This is a genomic window from Lactococcus sp. DD01, from assembly GCF_001578715.1.
Lineage (GTDB): Bacteria > Bacillota > Bacilli > Lactobacillales > Streptococcaceae > Lactococcus > Lactococcus petauri.
Genome location: NZ_KQ968939.1, coordinates 51,737 through 68,816, shown reverse-complemented (window position 1 = coordinate 68,816; position 17,080 = coordinate 51,737). Strand labels below are relative to the sequence as shown.

At 37.4% G+C, this 17,080-nt stretch carries 16 protein-coding genes and 1 pseudogene; all 17 read right to left on the bottom strand.

The genetic code is table 11. The features are described from left to right. Nucleotides 1–23: 23 nt before the first annotated feature. Nucleotides 24–449 (bottom strand): hypothetical protein, encoded by a 426-nt coding sequence (locus LACDD01_RS00320; RefSeq protein ID WP_061412493.1) that lies wholly within the window; start codon nt 447–449, stop codon nt 24–26. Between the two features lie 21 nt (nt 450–470). Further along, entirely contained in the window at nt 471–1,145 is a 675-nt protein-coding gene (locus LACDD01_RS00315) for a WxL domain-containing protein (RefSeq protein WP_061412490.1), read from the bottom strand. A 221-nt stretch (nt 1,146–1,366) separates the two neighbouring features. Further along, nucleotides 1,367–2,818, bottom strand: a complete 1,452-nt coding sequence (locus LACDD01_RS00310) for a helix-turn-helix domain-containing protein (RefSeq protein ID WP_061412487.1) — start codon at nt 2,816–2,818, stop codon at nt 1,367–1,369. A 156-nt stretch (nt 2,819–2,974) separates the two neighbouring features. After that, entirely contained in the window at nt 2,975–4,312 is a 1,338-nt protein-coding gene (nox, locus tag LACDD01_RS00305) for a H2O-forming NADH oxidase (protein WP_061412484.1), read from the bottom strand. A gap of 230 nt (nt 4,313–4,542) precedes the next feature. After that, nucleotides 4,543–4,758, bottom strand: coding sequence for a hypothetical protein (locus LACDD01_RS00300; protein WP_019293194.1), 216 nt, complete (start codon nt 4,756–4,758; stop codon nt 4,543–4,545). Between the two features lie 335 nt (nt 4,759–5,093). Then, nucleotides 5,094–7,094, bottom strand: coding sequence for a transketolase (gene tkt, locus LACDD01_RS00295; protein WP_061412481.1), 2,001 nt, complete (start codon nt 7,092–7,094; stop codon nt 5,094–5,096). A 129-nt stretch (nt 7,095–7,223) separates the two neighbouring features. Then, nucleotides 7,224–8,591 (bottom strand): PTS ascorbate transporter subunit IIC, encoded by a 1,368-nt coding sequence (locus LACDD01_RS00290; protein WP_061412478.1) that lies wholly within the window; start codon nt 8,589–8,591, stop codon nt 7,224–7,226. A 51-nt stretch (nt 8,592–8,642) separates the two neighbouring features. Next, the gene (locus LACDD01_RS00285; RefSeq protein ID WP_019293197.1) at nt 8,643–8,942 is read right to left on the bottom strand and encodes a PTS sugar transporter subunit IIB; all 300 of its coding nucleotides are present in this window, start codon (nt 8,940–8,942) and stop codon (nt 8,643–8,645) included. A 1-nt stretch (nt 8,943) separates the two neighbouring features. Further along, nucleotides 8,944–10,881 carry a BglG family transcription antiterminator gene (locus tag LACDD01_RS00280; protein ID WP_061412475.1) on the bottom strand — a complete coding sequence of 646 codons (1,938 nt, stop codon included), beginning with the start codon at nt 10,879–10,881 and terminating at the stop codon, nt 8,944–8,946. A gap of 209 nt (nt 10,882–11,090) precedes the next feature. Beyond that, complete coding sequence (locus LACDD01_RS00275) at nt 11,091–11,711, bottom strand: pentapeptide repeat-containing protein (protein ID WP_019335453.1); 621 nt, start codon at nt 11,709–11,711, stop codon at nt 11,091–11,093. Continuing rightward, nucleotides 11,708–12,424 (bottom strand): NADPH-dependent oxidoreductase, encoded by a 717-nt coding sequence (locus LACDD01_RS00270; protein WP_019293200.1) that lies wholly within the window; start codon nt 12,422–12,424, stop codon nt 11,708–11,710. The genes LACDD01_RS00275 and LACDD01_RS00270 overlap by 4 nt, the downstream gene beginning before the upstream one ends. Continuing rightward, a complete protein-coding gene (dnaI, locus tag LACDD01_RS00265) occupies nt 12,417–13,301 on the bottom strand; it encodes a primosomal protein DnaI (RefSeq protein WP_061412472.1) in 885 nt (294 codons plus the stop codon). The genes LACDD01_RS00270 and dnaI overlap by 8 nt, the downstream gene beginning before the upstream one ends. Nucleotides 13,302–13,303: 2 nt before the next feature. Further along, nucleotides 13,304–14,468, bottom strand: a pseudogene (locus LACDD01_RS00260) (DnaD domain protein). A gap of 33 nt (nt 14,469–14,501) precedes the next feature. Beyond that, a complete protein-coding gene (gene nrdR, locus LACDD01_RS00255) occupies nt 14,502–14,951 on the bottom strand; it encodes a transcriptional regulator NrdR (protein ID WP_003134132.1) in 450 nt (149 codons plus the stop codon). A gap of 3 nt (nt 14,952–14,954) precedes the next feature. Then, nucleotides 14,955–15,608, bottom strand: coding sequence for a tRNA (guanosine(46)-N7)-methyltransferase TrmB (gene trmB / locus LACDD01_RS00250; protein WP_019293203.1), 654 nt, complete (start codon nt 15,606–15,608; stop codon nt 14,955–14,957). Nucleotides 15,609–15,668: 60 nt separating this feature from the next. Further along, nucleotides 15,669–16,442 carry a phosphotransferase family protein gene (locus LACDD01_RS00245; protein ID WP_019293204.1) on the bottom strand — a complete coding sequence of 258 codons (774 nt, stop codon included), beginning with the start codon at nt 16,440–16,442 and terminating at the stop codon, nt 15,669–15,671. Between the two features lie 163 nt (nt 16,443–16,605). After that, nucleotides 16,606–16,869: a Veg family protein gene (locus LACDD01_RS00240; RefSeq protein WP_003134126.1), complete on the bottom strand. Its 264-nt coding sequence runs from the start codon at nt 16,867–16,869 to the stop codon at nt 16,606–16,608. Nucleotides 16,870–17,080 lie beyond the last annotated feature (211 nt).

Genomic DNA, 17,080 nt, shown 5'->3' with positions numbered 1-17,080 from the left:
TGTGATTTTTTTATTTATTATTATTACTTACTTCCAAAGAGCAAACGCCCTGACATAATGGACAGAACCTTTCCCGTAGTCGTTGATGTAGATGTATCTCCATCTAAGATTCTAATCTTTTGTGATTGTTCAAGTGCAACTGTTGTGTCTGGTGCAAAAAAGATTTTCTTCTTTTTTTCTTGCTTTTTCTGTCTTTCTTCTTTTCTGTCACCTTGTGCTTCAGACTTTTTAGGTGGTATTTGAGCTTTTTCCTCTTCTGAAGCCGGCGGTACTGTAATGGGTTCTGGTTCTTGAGGTATAACCTTATCGTCAGGTGAGAGCGGATTCATGATTTCAGCTGCTTCAGAAACAGTCTGAGCCTTTGGCCCTGCTAAACTAAAAGATAACAATACAAACCCGCAAACAAACAAATAAGTAATCTTAGATGCTCGTTTATTTGCTTTTTTCATCAGGGTTACTCCTTTTTAATTTTATTGGTTATCTGGTAGTTCACTTAATATCCATGTTAAGTTTGTGCGATAAGTTGTAGCCTCTTTTGGTGTATCGCCTGGAACATAAAGACTAACGGATGAAGTGAAATATTTTTGGATATCTTTAGCACCCGTAGAAAACTTTCTTGAAAAGAGATCTTCCTTATTTCCCCAACGAATTATCCAAGTGCCCGCACCTTCCCCAACTTTGGCTTGAGCCACTAGCGTTTCAACTCCCGGCACCAAGTTTCCTACCTCATAAGCTTGAGGCTGTTGGGCATTGTTATTCGTCACTAAAATAGGTTTGTGAAAAGAGAGAGAAGCGCCTTTTAACTCTTGATATTGAGAATACTCTTCTGCTTTAAATTGTTCCTTTTCGTAAACTTTAAGTGTCCAGCCTTTTAATGTGCCACGATTATCTGTTATTTGAATAAAGTTAGGCGTAACAAGTGTCGATTTATAATAACGTTGAGCTTGTGCAAAATAAACTTGATTTTGGTTAGAAATTTCATTCGTCCCAAAATCCAGACTGCTGACAAAGTCAATTGAAAATTCACCCGTCGAATACTGGATGGCTGCATCATTTCCATAGTTGACTTTAACTTCTTCTGCCTCTCCTAGCTCTGTCAACTGCACAGAAGACAAGAGCCACAGCATAACAATAAAGGTTTTCATTACTTCTCCCTCCTTTCCTTGAAGTTGATCTATTGGTTAATGTTGAAGTGCTTCAATGTGAAGCCGTTTAAAATATAGGAACACGAATAATAATCCTACCATACTTCTTATCCTTTACTTCATCTTTTTACTCTTCTCATTTGCTTAGTTATGGTAATTTTAACATTTAAGCGTAAAGAAGTCATTTTTTATTTTATTTTGAAAAAAAATAAAAAAAACAACTAGGCATTAAAGTTGTCTTTTTTTACTTTAACTACTGTATTGCCAAAAAATTCCCAGTCATAAGATGTGGGTGGTGATGCCCAAATAATTTGTTCTGCTTCAACTTCTCGCGAAGGAAGATTAGAAAGATAGATGTCAATATCTTCTTTATTTTTTCCTTCACTGGCTTCAATATTTAAAAATCCTAGTGACTTGATATTTTCAAGAATATATCTGTTATAAGAGATACCATATGAAAAGTCCACACAAATCTTTACTGGACGTCTCGTACGATAAGCAGTGGTATGACACAAAATTAAAAACATATATTCACGAACAAGGGCTTGGTGTTTTTCTTGAAATAAAGTCGCATATCGCGTATCCAATAACATTTTGTCTGCAAAGTTATTACAAAAGAGCTCAATATCTTCATAATTTTCGCCCATGAAGTTAAAATCATTCAAACTGGATACATCAAAGTTTGCTCTTAGAGAAACCAATAAGCGAAGATGGATGTTGTTTAACTCTACTTGTACTTCTGCTTGGTTTAGTTCGTTTTGGTGTTCTTTAAATTTAGTATTGAAACTCTCCGTAAAAGCTAGTGTTAACTCTCTTACATTCGTTGGAATTTTAAAATCACAATGTGCCGTAATGCTCTCACTTGAAAGAAAATAAAGAAGCTCATAGGTCTCTTCCAAGACGTCTTCATTAGAACCATCGAGATAATGCCGTAAAATCTGGGCTATAGGCTCAATAAACCGACTGTCAATCTTCATGAAATCTTGCGCTGAAGCCTTATTTCCTAAATAATTTCTCGTATAGATAACAAAGAGACGATACAACAATTTTGTTCTATCTGTTAAACTTAGACCCCGGATAAAAAGCCCCTCTATCTCCTCTAAAGCTTTTATCATTTGTTCAAGGTCCGTCGCTACATCTTCCGAAAAACTCTTATAAAGATCGCCATACAAGGTATGATAGAAATTATAGAGAAACTCTCTAATCTTCCATTCTTCACCAGCAAAGCGCATGTTTTTATCAATAGTTACATCATATTCCTTGGTTAAATCCGTAAATTTTTTGACCAGTTTATAGGTGGCTGACTTTGATAAAAAGACGACATCTTCGAGTTCAGCAATCTTGTTCACTTCTTCAGTAAAAATTGCCCGAATCAAGGCTTGCATCTGTGATCTCTTAACGTAATGGTTTAAGAGCAGCATAATGTTTCCTTGGGTTCTTCTTTCGTAACGTACGAAACTTTTCTGCGTCTGGAGATCAATGAGGTAATAATTCTCTAATTTCCAAGATTTAATTTCTGCTTGTATCTCAGATAAGAGCTTCTTAACTTGATAATTATTAAGGTGCAATTCTTCAATTAAGTCATCAAAAAGTACCGTTGAGAGATGATGATTTTCTAAATAATATAAAATTTGAAGTTTTTTAAAATCATCTTCGTCTAAATATTTTAACACAATACCGTTTCCTCCATTTACCTCGTCAATTTTTTTCTATTATATAACATTAGACAATATTGCACAAATGTAACTTAATTTAACAAAAAATCACTAAAGTGTATTTTAGCGATTTTTGTGTCTTATATCCTTAGATGTCAACGTTACATTTTGATGTTATTCTGCCTTCAAAGCAGCAACAGTCATATAGTTATAAGGACTGTTAAAGTGGGGTAAGAAGAACAAATCGAGAAGCGCAAGTTCATCAATTGTTTTTTGATCTTGGATAGCCAAGCTGAACATATTGATATTTCCCGCGATAATTTCCCCATAGCTCGCCATTTGCGCACCTACGATACGTCTGCTTGATTTTTCATAAACAATACGAATTTTCACGCTATCATTATTTTCATGAAGGAACCAAGCTTTTTGCTTATCTTCAAAATCAGTATAAGCAACATCTAAACCAAATTTTTGAGCGGCCTTAACAGAGAAACCTGTAGAAGTCATATTATAGCCGAAGATTGAGATACCATTTGACCCTTGAACACCAGCTGATTCTAGGGCTGTTCCGCCAATGTTGTGTCCAGCGACAATCCCTGAGCGTACCGCATTAGAAGCAAGAGCAATATATGTAAAATCTTGTAGAGCATTTGAATAAATCGTAGCTACATCTCCAACTGCATAGACATCGGGATTACTTGTCTGTTGATGTTTATCTACCTTCACTGCTCCATTTCGAAGTGTGTCGAGTTTGTCTCCCACAAGAGCGCTGTTTGCTGTAAAACCGATACAGTTAATTACCATATCCACATCGTAAGTCTCTTTATTGGTCACAATTTGAGAAACCCGACCATTTGTACCTTTAAAAGCTTCAGCAGTTTCACCAAAATGAAGCTCTACTCCATGATTTGAAAGGTTTTCGTCCATTCCTTTCGCAAAGTCTTCGTCATAATATGAAGCTAAAGATGTGCTTTCCGCATCAAACAATAAAACTTCTTTTCCACGGCGTTTTGCTGCTTCAGCTATTTCTGTACCGATGTAGCCCGCCCCAATAACTGCAATACGTTTCACTTCTTCCTTAGCAAATTCCTCATCTACTGCTTGTCCTTCTTGAAAGAGTTTGAGAAAATGAATACCTTCTAATTCATTACCTGTAATTTTAGGAATGATTGGTCTTGAACCCATCGCAAGAATAAGTTTGTCATAATCTTCCACACGCTCTTCTCCAGATTTTGTTGTAGAATACACTTTTTTATGCTCGAAATCAATAGACGAAACTTCAGTTTCAGTCAACACCTTCGCACCTTTTGCTTCAAAATCATCTGGTCGTGCATAGAAAAGTTCATTCGGTTGATCAATTTGACGACCCACCCATAAAGCTGTCCCACAGCCCAAGTAACTCATATTACTATTACGGTCTATCATGGTAATTTCATGACCAGGATAGTTGTCTAATAATGTATTTGCCGCAGCAATACCTGCGTGATTTGTGCCTATAATAACGATTTTCATGTTGGAAAATCTCCTTTTTTTATTGTAAAAGCTTGTAAATATTTTTACAATATAAGTTTAGCACACTTCTTTCGCATTTCTTTTGTAAGCGCTTGTGAAGTTCGTGAATTCACAAACTTCACAAATTCAGTGGCTTAGAAACCTTATTTTTCCTATATTTTAGATTCTTTCAAGACATTATTATTTTTCTATCAAAAAAGCGAGTATTTCAAAAATACTCTACTTTTTACCTACTCTATATGTTTCACTTCTTGGCGGGTGTGCATCCCATTCAACTCATCCAACATACTCACAGATACACTGACAAGTCCGGGATAATCACTGTTTTCAACTTCAGATTTATACAATTCTATTTCTTCTGAAGTTTTTCCTTCTTTTTTCATCGCATTTTCTGTATAAGATATTATCGCTTCTGCATTACCCTCTACATCAAAAAGGCTGTACATCATTACGCTCAATAGTCTCTCCTAAAATATAATAGATAGATTTACACCCCTCTATTATATCATTAATTCCAAAGGAAACAACTGATCTTTCCACGCTTTATTTCACAAAAAAAAGACCTCTCAAAAGAGAGATCTTTCAGGCAACTTTCATTGTGTCAGAGCGGTTCACACGCGCTAACAAGTTCTCATGCTTCCTGCACGAACAACCAAATGTTCCAGAACTCCTGTGCTTCAATAATCTACTAACGTAGAAGATCGACTCATCGCATGAACTTATTATAGCATAATCTGCAAGTCTCAGTGCAACAAAAGCTTTTTTACCGCATGATTTTCGATTAGCAGCAATCTTTAGGGCAGTTGTCTTTCATTTCTTTATATGTTTTAACAACATTTTCTACTGTAAAACCATATTCTGGTAAAACGATATTGGCAGGTGCTGAAGCGCCCCATTTATCTACTGTGACTGTAGCTCCTGCTAAACCAATATATTTCGCCCAACCGAAGCTTGTTCCTGCTTCGACAGCCAAACGGCAGCAGACATTTTTCGGAAGAATTTCTTCTTTATACTCTGCAGATTGTTCGTCAAAGATATTCATTGAAGGCATAGAAACGACACGTACGCCTTTTCCTAACTCTTTTTTAGCTTCAAGCGCAAGTGCTACTTCTGAACCTGTCGCGATGATAATTCCTTCAAGCTCACCTTCTTCTTTAGAGAGAATGTAGGCACCACGATTGAGGCCTTCTTCAGCCAATTGTGCTGTTCCTTCAAGAACTGGCAAGTTTTGACGTGTCAAAACAAGCGCTGTTGGACGTTTTTTGCTTGAAGCTGCACGACGCCATGCGGCAACCACTTCATTACCATCTGCAGGGCGGATAGTATCTAAGTTTGGCATAGAACGTACTGAAGCCAATTGTTCAACAGGCTCGTGTGTTGGACCATCTTCACCAACTGCGATTGAATCATGAGTCCAAACATAGGTAACAGGCAATTCTTGAAGTGCAGCCATACGTACTGCTGGAAGCATGTAATTACTGAAGACGAAGAATGTACCACCATAAACGCGTGTACCGCCGTGAAGGGCAATACCGTTCATAATTGCACCCATCGCAAATTCACGGACACCAAACCAAATGTTACGACCAGCGTAGTTATCCGGCATAAAGTCTGTATCATTTTTAGCCATTGTATTGTTTGATGCTGATAAGTCAGCTGAGCCACCCCAAAGGTTTGGCATTTGTGCTGAGAGTTCTTGGATAGCTTCTTGTGAAGTTACACGTGAAGCTTTGCTTGAACCAAGTTCATGCTTGCTTAAATCAAGTTCAGGAGTTTCATTTTCAAATGCTTTTACATATTGTTCAGCAAGTTCTGGATATTTTTCAGCATAAGCCTTGAAAGTATCATTCCATCCTTGTTCCATGGCTTCGCCACGTGTATTCAATGTTTGACGGAAACGCTCAGTCACTTCTTCAGGAACAGTGAATTCTGGATAGTCCCAGCCGTAAGCTTTCTTCGCAAATTCTATACCTTCTGCACCAAGAGGAGCACCGTGTACTGCTGAAGTGCCTTGTTTTTCAGCACCAAATCCAATAACAGTCTTAACTTCAATAATTGTTGGTTTTTCAGTTTCAGCTTTTGCTTGCTCTACAGCTGCTGCAATTTCAGTCAAATCGTTGCCGTCTTTGACCAAGATATGTTGCCAACCGTAGCTTTCAAAACGCATTTTAATATCATCAATAAATGATTTATCCAAATCACCATCAAGAGAGATATTATTTGAATCATAGAAAAGCACAAGTTTTCCGAGTTTTAATTTACCAGCGAGTGAAGCTGCTTCTTGAGAAACACCTTCCATAAGATCACCGTCACCATTTAAGGCATAAGTATAGTGATCTACAATATCAAAATCTGGTTTATTGTAAGTAGCAGCTAAATGAGCTTCGGCCATTGCCATACCGACAGCATTGGCGATACCTTGTCCTAAAGGACCTGTAGTCGCTTCTACACCATCTGTCCAGTCTACTTCAGGATGCCCTGGAGTTTTTGAGCCCCATTGGCGGAAGTTTTTCAAGTCATCCATTGATACTTTATAGCCTGCCAAGTGTAAAAGACTGTAAAGCATGGCCGAACCGTGTCCTGCAGAGAGGACAAAGCGGTCGCGGTTAGACCATTTACGCCCTGTTTGTGGGTTCACATTCAAAAACTTGCTCCAAAGAACATAAGCCATTGGTGCCGCACCCATTGGCAATCCTGGATGTCCAGAATTTGCTTTTTGGATAGCATCCATTGACAAAGTACGGATTGAATTTACAGCTAACTGATCGGTGTTGTCAAACATATTTTTCTCCATTTAATCTTTTGATAATACATTTTATTATAACATAATTGAAAACGTTTTTTATTTTCATCTTACTAAAAAATCAGATTTCCTGAGCGAAAACTGATTTTTGTAAACATTGACATTGACTTAAACTTTGGCTTTATCTCTGGCATTTAAGACTGCACTAAGAATCAGGACAACAGCGAGAAATCCTAGGATCAGAGCGGCAATTGCACCAGATCCCATTTCACCAACTCGGCCAACAATGATACCTGGAATCAGGTAATCTGTATCCGCAAATGTGGCTGAAGCATCTGCTCCGAAAGCACCTAAAGATGGAATAATGAAAAGAGGTAACCAAGATAAGAGGAGCCCATTAGCAATTGCTCCAATCACTGCTCCACGTCGTCCGCCATTGGCATTACCGAATATTGCTGCTGCTGCACCGCAGAAGAAATGCCCGACAACACCCGGAATGATAACCGTTGTCCCCATAACAAGCATCGCAACCATTGATAAACATCCTGTGATAAATGAAACGAAGAAACCAATCAATACCGCATTTGGTGCATAAGGAAAGACGATTGGTACATCCAAAGCCGGTTTTGAGTTGGGAACCAATTTTTGGGCAATCCCTTGAAAAGCCGGTACGATTTCGGCTAAAATCATACGCACCCCTTGTAGAACAACGACAAATCCTGCTGCAAAAGTTCCTGCTTGAACAAGAGAGAAAATCACAAAGTTTGTACCGCTAGAAAGCTCTGTTTCGACATAAGATGGACCTGCGGCTATAGCTAAAAGGATATAGACTGCAGCCATCAGTAAGGAAATGGATACTGTCGAATCTCGTAAAAAGCCCAATGATTTAGGAATGTTCAACTTTTCTGTTGATTTTTCAGGATCAGGATCACCAAAAGTTTTACCGAGCCATCCTGCAAGAGCATATCCAATATTACCTGTATGTCCCATCGCTACATTATCAGTTCCTGTGATTTTACGCATAAATGGCTGACAAATAGCAGGTGTGACTGTTAAAAGCGTTCCTTCAAAGATACCGCCAAGAAGAATGGTTATCCAAGTTTCGCCCATTCCGGCAGAAACAAGAATCACCGCCGCCATACAAGAAACATAGAGCATGGCTTGACCTGTCAAGAAGATGTATTTAAATCGTGTAAAGCGAGCAAGCAGAATATTCACAATCATCCCGACAAGCATAATCAAGGCCGTCGGTGTCCCGTACTCAACGAGTGCTAAGGCAACCACACCTTCATTGGTTGGGACAATACCTTTCACATGAAAGGCATGTTGGAACATATCGGCAAAAGGTGCAAGCGCACCCACCAAGATACCAGCTCCTCCAACCAAGACCAAGAATCCAGCAAAGGTCTTCACTGACCCTTGAATAACTGCTGTTGCTGGTTTCTTTTGTAAGATTAGTCCAAGCATGGCAATTAAACCAACAAGTAGGGCAGGCGTCGTCGCAACAGAGACAATAAAGTTTAAAACTCCATTCATTTTTTTGTTCTCCTAAGTTTATTTTCGATTCTTTTTAATTACTTTTTTTGCTTAGTTGTGGGCAATCCCTCTTTCATCTAAGACTTTAACCAGTGCTTCACGCGCAGCATCTCGATCAATAATTGAAGACAAAGGTACAATCTTTTCTGTTGGAATATTAGGCAAAGCTGTTGTTAATGTGGACTCCACAAAGAAATAATCCGCAGAATCTGGTGTAGCTGATCCCACATCCATATGATCAAGTTCAAAGTCATTAACATCTAAGCCCATTTCTTGTAAAAGGGCTTGAAGATTCATTTGTACCATAAAACTTGTTCCTAATCCTGATTGACATACACATGCGATTTTCATATTATTCTCCTTCTTTTTCTGCAAAAATTTGTTCGAGTTCTGCTACTGTTTCTACAGTTAGCATTTTGTTGAGTTCATCTTTATTTGATAATATTTGGGTTAAAGTAGATAAGGCGCGAAGATGCGTTTCATTATCAATAGCTGCAAGGACAATGAAAATCTTTATTTCATGTTTGAGATCATCTTGAAGATATACTGGTTGTTCACATCTAAGAAATGACATACCGAGCTTTTTAACCCCATCTTCAGGACGCGCATGCGGCAACGCAATGCCCATACCTAAATCAATATAAGGGCCAAATTCCTCTACACGATTAATAATAGCTGAAATATAAGAGGGTTCGATTTCTCCTTGATTCAATAATGGCTGAGCTGCAAGCTCAATTGCGCTCCGCCAGTCAAGTTTCTCATCTGTAAAATGAATCTTTTCTTTAGTTAATAAATCTGAAAGCATTACACCTAATGCCTCACTTTCTGTCTTTTTGTTGTTTAGCTTGCGGTCAATAATCCGCGTCAGTTGCTTCTTGGTCGCATTACTTTTAATGTCGACGTAAGGTTCGATAGCACGTAAGATAGCTCTAGCATTTGGTTTATAAAAGCCAGGTAAATTAAAATCTTGTGCTAAGCGATTGTAAAGTCTTGTCTCTTCTTCACTGTCTGGAAAAGCTGACATAACATAGAGTTTTTTATCAGTCATCACAGGTACTGTCGAAAAGATAATATCATAAGAAAAAGCAGGAATTTTGTCCAAATCAGAGACGACTGTACTCAGGATAAAAGTCATGCTGGGAAACATATTTTCCAATCGTTTACGCATAATTAAACTTGAGCTTATACCGTTTACACATAAGACAATAGCACGAAAACTTTGTGTATACTTTTTTTTATAAATTTCTCCACCAAAGAGAATGACAAAGTAGGCGCGTTCCGCTTCGGAAATTTCTCCACAAGCCTCGTGTAATGGTGATAAAGCAAGGTCCATTAATTCAAACAGAGAGGAATAATCTGTTTTTATTTTGTCCAAAAGAACATTCTCTATTTCGAAGTGGTATTTCAGTCGAAAATAGGCAGGAACCAGATGGGCACGTAAGGCAGCGAAGGTTTTTGTAAAATCTTCAAACTGAACCGCTGCAAGTTTCATTACATTTTCCATAATCTCAAAGCCAATACGATAAAGAAAATCAAAACCAGACTTTTCAAAGTTGCCATCACTCATGCCAATCAGTAATGCTTCAACTTCCAGTACATCTTCCTGAAATAGATCTGTTTCTCCAAGATGTGATTGAAGTAAAGCAAGGTATATCAGCATCGGAAGATACCGACTATGGATAACCTGTACACTTAATTCAGCAATTAAGCGACTGATTTGCTGTTCTACTTGGTGTATAAAGAGGGGTTTTTTAAGATTGAGATGCTTCGACAAAACATAGTAATCACTCTCTTCATGGAGTTCTTGTAAGAAACGCCAGGTCGTTTTACGTAATTCTTTCGATGCCCCTTGGAGGTAAAAGCCTAACTTGCGTGAGTATTCTAGACGTATGTTTTCGTTATCTAGCTGCTGACGCAACTTTTTAATATCAGATAAGACAGTATTTCGACTTACATTTAAAAGGGACTGAAAATCACTGATGGCTAATATTGAACGTTTAGAAAAGCAAAGTAAATAAATCAGGAGTTGACGCTTCTCTTCACTCAATGTTAGTTCATATTCTTCGATATTAAAGCGAATTTCTTCGAAACTTTCTAGTTTTTCAGGAATCGCTAATACATTATTGGTAAATTCTAGCGGTCTTTGATTTTTATCTTGCAATATTTGATTTAATTCGACAAGTTGTCTCTGAAATTCAGGGCTTTTGAGTCCAGTAACTTCGAGTATTTTATCGAGTTTCCAGAAACGTCTTTCTGAAAATAGTAGGATATCTAAGTTATAACTAAGCATCTTTTTTCCTCACAATTAAATTATAGCCTAATTTTTGCTTCGAAATTAAGCTGTTGGGTCCAAAACAAGAAAACGTTTTCTTTAGTAATTGGACTCTTCTTTAAAAATTTTTTTAATTTAAAAACCGCTTTGAGCTAAAGCGGTTTTTAAATTAAATGGTCAATTCTGATAGGCTATTTTAAAATAAAAAGTCTTGAATCTTCCAAGACTTAGACAATCTCAATTCCATGTAAAGCGGCAAAGAAAGCTGCTTGACTTAGATTAACTTTAATGTTTTTAGCCAGTTCAGGACTCACGTCAAGGCGCTCAAAGGTGTTACTTGAAAAATCAATTCCGGATAAAGCAGTTTCCCAGAAATTCGTAAGCTCCAAGTCGTTCCCTTCAAAGCGTACCTGCTTAAATTGACTAGCAATAAATAGACTTTCTTTCATCATACTGTCTGCAAAGAGCACGTTCTTCAAGCGCGCACTTGAAAAATTAACGTAATTAAGCAAACAATCCTGAAATTGGACATCCTGCAAAAAAGCATTGGTAAATTCAGTACCTAGCAATTTACAATCTTTAAAAATACAACGATAAAAGCCAAATTTAGAAAAGATAAGGTTAGAAAAATCACACTTTTCAAAAACACAATCCGTAAATTCTAAATCGGCAGTCACATCTAACTCAAAATTGATATTTTGTAGACGACAGCCACTGAAAAGTTGTCGTTCCTCTAAATAGATTTCTTGATTTTTCAACTCTACTTGGTAGGCTTCATTATCTTCAAGGGCAGTAAAATCGACAACTTCTAACTCAGTAGGAAGCTTTGGTGAAAGAATTTTCTTCATAAAAGTCCTTTTTCTTTAAGATTCTCTGTTGAAGCTTTTAGCTCTGGTTTTCCCCATTGATCAACCATTCGACTTGACCATGTGGAATTGAGACGACGTGAACCAGCATAATCATCTTGAACTTTATCATAGGCGCGCAGTACTTCTTCATCTTGTGGAATATACTTCTCAGGAAATACAACAGCTTCATAAGGTAATCTAGGTTTTACTGGATTTACACGTGCAGGTTTTCCAAGAGCCACAGCAAAAATCGGATAAGTGTAATCAGGCAAGTTTAATATCTCAGAAATTTCTCGTGCTTGATCACGAATTAAACCGACCATTACACCGCCATAACCAAGAGACTGAGCAGCAAGTAATGTATTTTGACCAGCTACTGCAGCATCGACTGAAGTAATAAGGAGCGATTCTACACCTTCTGGTTGAAACTCACCACCGTTCATTTCGACTGCTATTTTAGCTCGATTAAGATCTCCAACAAAAACCAAAAAAGCAGCACAATTTTTAATTGCTTTTTGGGGCTGTTGGGCAAAAATAGCATCTTTTTGTTCCTGAGATTGCACAAGAATCACCGAATAAGATTGAAAGTTTTTCCAGTTTGGTGCTGCACGTCCCGCATCAACAATCGTTTTTAATACATGTTCTGGAATTTTTTCATCCGTAAAATTACGTACTGAACTATGTTGCATCATCAGATCAATTGTCTCATTCATGTCGGCGATTTACTCCTTCTAAACGAACTTCAGACGCTAAATACTTCACACGCTCCATGACACGTTTTGCTGGCCAGATTTCATCTGCTTTTTTAGTCTCAGCCAAATGTAACTCAAGCTCTGTCATATTTAAATTTGATGTGAAAAATGTCGGAAGATTTTCTTGCATACGATGCTGTAAAATAACTTGCAGAATACTATCGCGTACCCAGGCATTATTGAGTTCGGCACCAATATCATCTAAGACCAAGACTTCAACTTTTTTAATTTCGTTGACCCAATATTTCGCATTGTCAAAATCAAGGTCAGAAATAAAGGTTGGATAGTGTAATAAAGTGGTAGAAATGCCTTTTTTCGAGAGCTCATTTGCCATTGCGGCCATAATAAAGGATTTACCTACGCCAAAGTCACCATAAATATAAATCCCTTTTTCTTGGGGAAAGTTGTCGATAAAGTTTTCCATTTTCCGAAACAAGTCAAATTGATTTTGATTGTCTGTGAAGACATCTGCATAAAAATCTATTTGCTTCATCTCTTTAGGTAAACCAATGATTTGAACACGACGCAATTGATTGCTGACTTCTTGACGATGAGCTAATTCTGCTGTGGTTTGATAGGAAACATCTGCGTAACCATGATTCATAATCAAGACAGGTTCATAGCCATCAGCTGCCCTTTTTTCATGTTCTTCAAATTTTTTTCGCTCTTTAACAAATTCATAAAACTTTGAATAGCTACGCTGTACTTCATCTTCAGTCATTTGATTTTCAGAAATAAAAGCTTGAACTTGTTCATTTTTCATCACTTCAGCAACGAGCTTGTCAAAATTTCCACGTACATCTGGGCGCTTACTCAAAAGTTCTCCAATTGATTCCATGCTCAATTCTCCTTCTTATCCTTACGGCGGGAAGCCTTATATTGTTCGAACTTGGCAATATCTTCTGCACTGGTCGTGTTTACATAGCTGGCATTGGACCATTGAGGCGCTTTTTTGACCAGCTTACCTGGGTTTTTATAATTTTTATTACTTTTTTGCTTTTGTTCTGCTTGCTGCTGACGTTCCAGTATTCTTTTCACTGCGGTTTCCGCATTGTATACTTTATGGCGCAGCCAATCATTTGCCAGAGTATTGACAAATCGAGCATTGAGACTCGCATTCCCTTGTTGAATCAAGACATAGTGTATCAAAATATTTTGTACTTGATCAGTAATATTTTGCTTGTCTAAATTATTCAAAATCTTCAGTTCTTCTTGCGAAGCAAAACCACCAGCTTGTTGTTTAAGCTTGTTTAAAAAATCACGCGGGGAAACTTCTTTACTAATAACAATCAAATCTTGAAAACCTTTAGGAAATTCCGATAAGGCAGGCAAAGGTTCCGATTTCCCAGCAAGCATTCTTGTTAAGTTAGCTGTATTTAAAGTCTTATCAGCATTGGCAGTTTGCTCAGCTGCTTTAAATAATTCATACCAGTTAAGATCAAATTTTTCCGCCAAACCATAGAGAGTCAAGATATCCTGATTTTCATTTGCAAAAGTCAAATGTTGGTTTTCCATAATGCTCTTAAAAGAGTTCAAGTCAAATTTTTCTGCTTGAACGACTGTCTGAGTCGGTTCAAATTTCACAGCATAAACTTCATGAAATTTTTTTGTAATTTCCAAAGCATCCGGTTCATGTTTTTTTGCCAAAGCTTTAACTTTATTTTCCCCAATACGTGAAATCAACAATTGCTTATAAAATTCGTCTGCTAAAAATTCTTCAAAAGTTAAAGGACTTTTTACCTCCATAAGATAGCCCGGTTGTTGGTCAAATACCCGCACGAGCCCAATCCCTGAAAGTTTATCTAAAGCTTCAATAAAAGGATTGAGACCAAAATCAAGATACTCTAAAAAAATGAGAAATCTTGCCCGTCGAAAAAACGCGCAAGAGTTGATAAAGCCCAAAAGCATCTCGCCCAATAATGGGCAAGTAAAGTAGCGAAAAAGTATCAGCATCAAAGCTGATTTTTCCTCGATTTAGAATAGAAAATGAATCGCCTGGTCTCATAGTTCATCCTTTTATTTCTCTTTTATAGAACCGTTAGTCTTTTTTCGTAATCTTTTTAAGTAAATCTTCGATTTCACTCACATCTTTGAAGGAACGGTACACACTTGCAAAACGAACATAGGTAATATCATCCAAATCCATTAATTCTTCCATAACAAATTCGCCGATAACTTCGGTACGTACTTCATTTTTCTCTAAGCGGCGTACTCTCTGTTCGACACGATCAACCAATTTTTCAATAGATTCACTCGTCACTGGTCGCTTACGGGCACTGCGCACTATTCCAGTAATAATTTTATCACGATTAAAAACTTCACGGGTTTCGTCACGTTTTATGACCAAAAGTGGCATTTCTTCAATCCGCTCAAAAGTTGTGAAACGGTTTCCACAATTTTCACATTCACGTCGACGACGAATCATATTATCAGCTTGACGTGAATCTACTACTCGTGACGATTCAGATTGACATTTTGGACATCTCATAGCTTAACCTCTCTTTGGGAATTTTGCTTCTAAACGGTAAATCACTTGCCCCTTGCTTGAGAATTTTGCTTCATACTCTGTCATTACATTGACTTTGGCAAATTCTTCATCTGCGTGCAAGTCTAACCAGACTTTTTCTAAAATCATACCATATTGACTCATACTTGCCAATGAATATTCAAATAGACCACGGTTATCTGTTTTAAAGTGGACTTCACCTTCTGGTGGCAAGATTTGTTCATAAGTTTCTAAAAATGACTTATAAGTCAAACGGCGTTTTTCATGACGTGTTTTTGGCCACGGATCACTGAAGTTCAGATAAACACGCGAAACTTCAGCATCCTCGAAGTATTCGGTTAATGCTGCGCCATCAACCAACATCATTTGTACATTAGGTAGGTTGGCTTCCAAAGCCTTGTCTAAAGCGTGAGATAAGACGGATAGTTGCATATCAATCGCAATATAATTAATCTCTGGGTTTTGAGCAGCCATGCCTGTGATAAAACCGCCCTTACCACATCCAACTTCAATATGAATGGGATGATCATTTCCAAAACGCTCTGCCCAACGTCCTTTAAAGTCTGCTGGATTTTCTACAACAACATGTGCGTTACTTTCTAAGTGTTCCGCAGCGCCTTTACGATTTCTTACGCGCATTTTTTCTCCTATTTTTTGAAAAAATAAGAAGGCAAGCCTCCTATTTTTATTTTCTAAGTTTTAAAATAAACGGCAAAAATTTTGAAAACGCGCAATTTCTTGCTCTGTTTCCTTAATTTGCTCTCTTGCCATATATTCTGAAATCTGACGTAGGAAAGAAAGTTTTCCATACCAGATTAATTCATGTTCTATATTTTTAGCTGTTTTATAGCCTGCTTGATGGAGCCACTCTTCCCAGTTTTCTGGTTTGATATAGTGTGTTAGAACATGTGCTATATCCACTAAAGGGCTACTTAAAAGAACTGTATCCCAATCTACGAGATAAACTTTATCACTTTCATCGTCAACCAACCAGTTTTTATGGTTCACATCACCATGAACAACTGTGATATCATCTTCCTTTAATTCTGGAAGATTTTCTGAGAGTTCCACAACGACATTTGAGAGAAACCCATTGGTTTCAAAGATTGAACTTTTACTCAGTACTTGCTCCAAAAGATCAGCTGGAAGCATGACTTCGTTATCTAACTTTTTACAGGCTTCAATAAGCTTTTCGCTTTGATGCAAATGCCGCAAAATTTCACCAATACGTGAATCATTCATTTCATATGGTTTCAACGTATGGCCATTAATCCAAGGTTGAGCAGCTAACATGTCACCTTCTGCTGTACGCTTCGTCCATAAGACTTGTGGCGTAATACCTTCAAGATACACACTTGTCAAAAAAGGGCTACAATTTTTTTTAATAAAAACACGCTTATTGTCGCTTTCGCCAACAAAAGCATTTCCTGAACCACCTTTGACAGGCATCATTGATAGGCTTGAAGATGTCATATTTACTCCTTTCTTTGGATTTTTATATTCTTATGTTTGAGAAGCTTTTTATGTAACCTACTTGGTGAATGCAGCGGCTCCGTAGAAGACCAAGCAAACACTAGATATTGTTGCAGTTAGTTACATGAGCACTCACTACTAGAAAACTTCACAAATAAACAAATTATTTATTTGGATAGTGAATCAAAATTGTTTGAGTCAAGATGTCAGCATATTGATAAGACTCTGTTGTTTTTGGACCACGTGCTGGAATATTTTCAATAACAAAGTGTGTGGCATAAGTCTCAATCAAGTTGACTTTATGACGATTTTCACGTTTACGTCCAAATTGTGATGTAATTTCAATGGTTTGACCAACATGTTCTTCAACTTGTTTTCTGATATCTACGATTTTTCCTACTTCTTGGCTTTGATTTTGGTTATCCATTTTACTCTCCAATTTTTCTCTAGAAATGCAAAGACAGGCGTTTTCCGCCTAGCTTACCATTTTAAATTTTAAATCTCATCCATTATAACATGAATACACCTAGAAATGCTAGTCTTCATATCTGTTATCGATACTAGCAAATTTGTTGTATTCTTTCAGGAAGAGTAACTCGACAGTTCCCCGACTTCCTGAACGGTTTTTTTCAATAATA